2 protein-coding genes are annotated in these 1929 nt (G+C 67.6%); both read right to left on the bottom strand.

Annotated elements, in window-relative coordinates; all coding sequences use genetic code 11:
• Positions 1–933: hypothetical protein (locus tag WBV89_RS09880; RefSeq protein WP_423981171.1), on the bottom strand; the 933-nt coding region annotated here is incomplete at its 3' end.
• A gap of 75 nt (positions 934–1008) precedes the next feature.
• Positions 1009–1929: acyl-CoA dehydrogenase family protein (locus WBV89_RS09875; protein WP_423981170.1), on the bottom strand; the 921-nt coding region annotated here is incomplete at its 5' end.

Genomic DNA, 1929 nt, shown 5'->3' with positions numbered 1-1929 from the left:
GATCCACCATTCGTCCGGGCCGGTGACGTACGGCGACGACGGCGCGATGTGGCGGGCGTGCAGGACGAGCGGCGGGCGGTCGAGTCGATCGGACAGCTCGCCGAGTGCATCACCCACGGCGGGCGGGTAGGCATCCTCCCGAGCGGTCCATGTCGCCATCCCGCTCGGAGGGACCTCCTCGGGGTACCCGATCTCGGCGATCGGGCGTGGCGTGACGTGCGGATAGAACCACGAGTCGAGCTCGACCGCGCGGATCGGTACGTCGTCGGCCCGCAGGCGATCCACGACCTCGACCACCGACTCCGCGATCGTGCGGTCGGCCTCCGTTCGGTACCAGTACGCGGCACCGTTGTCCGTCCAGTACGACAGATGGGTCGAGAGCGGGTTGGCGACCACTCGGTCGAGGTGCGGATCGATCGACAGGTTGGCGTGCCATGCGGCGAGCACGGCGCCCACCGTGTCGGCGCGGTAGATCCCGAGGGTGCTCGAGAAGCCGGCCGGTACGCGATCGAGGTCGCCGTGCCATCCCCACCGCAGGCCGTCCGCGTCGACGGCGATGACCTGTTCGTGGAACTGGGCGATCGGGGCGAGCAGCGTGACGGACCCACCGACCCGCGCGATCAGCGGTGAGACGGTGTTCGGCGAGCGGAGGTCCAGTGCGGGGTGGAAGTCGAAGGCGAGATCGGCACCCGCAGTGACCGGAAGCGCAAACTGGGTGAAGGCGAATCCGACGAACTCGATGCTCGGATCGAACGCCGTCGCCGACCAGCGCACCCCGCCCGTCGCCTGGGAGAAGCGGCCCGTCGCCAGGCCGTCGAGGCCGCTCGTTGCCCGCAGCGTCAGTCGCTGGACCGTGACGCCATCGACCTGGTCCGCTCGGCCGACATCGACGACGACGCCGGAGCAGACGACGACGGTGAAGTCACCCAGCATCCAAACGCTCGACGATCAGATCCGGATCGCTGCCGACCATCGGGCGTACCAGCCCCGCATGCGTACCGCTGTCGATCAGGCGGGACCGGAGAAGGCGCCGTCCTTGACCGCGCTGTCGTTGGCGAGGAAGGCTTCCTTCGGGTCGTAACCGGCGGCGGCCTCTTCGCCCTTGTTGACCTCGGAGCGGCCGACGACCATCCAGTGCACCTCGTCGGGGCCGTCGGCCAGGCGCAGCGTCCGCTGGCTCGCGTACATGTCGGCCAACGGCGTCCACTGCGAGACACCCGTCGCACCGTGCATCTGGATCGCCTGGTCGATGATCTCGCAGACGCGGATCGGGACCATCGCCTTGACGGCGCTCACCCAGACCCGAGCTTCGGCGTTACCGAGTTCGTCCATCGCCTTCGCGGCGGTGAGAACCATGCGACGCATCGACTCGATCTCGATTCGCGCCTTCGCGATCATCTCGGTGTTGCCACCGAGCTTGGCGAGCGGCTTGCCGAACGCGTCACGGCTCAGACCGCGCGACACCATCAACTCGAGCGCCTTCTCGGCCTGACCGATCGAACGCATGCAGTGATGGATCCGGCCCGGGCCGAGACGCACCTGACTGATCTCGAAACCACGGCCTTCACCGAGCAGCACGTTCTCGTACGGCACGCGCACGTTGTCGAACTTGATGTGCATGTGACCGTGCGGTGCATCGTCCTTGCCGAACACGTGCATCGGGCCGAGAATCTGCACGCCGGGCGTGTCGACCGGGACCAGGATCTGGCTCTGACGCTGGTGGGGCGGGCCGTCCTGGCTCGTCTGCACCATCGTGATCATGATCTTGCAACGCGGGTCACCAGCACCCGAGATGTAGTACTTCTCGCCGTTGATCAACCACTCGTCGCCGTCACGCTCTGCCTTGCAGGCGACGTTCTTCGCATCCGACGACGCGACGTCGGGCTCGGTCATCGCGTACGCGGAGCGGATCTCACCGCGCAGCAGCGG

Source organism: Ilumatobacter sp. (assembly GCF_049588435.1).
Lineage (GTDB): Bacteria > Actinomycetota > Acidimicrobiia > Acidimicrobiales > Ilumatobacteraceae > Ilumatobacter_A.
Note: the sequence above shows the minus strand (reverse complement) of the source record. Positions and strands in the feature narration are given on the sequence as shown.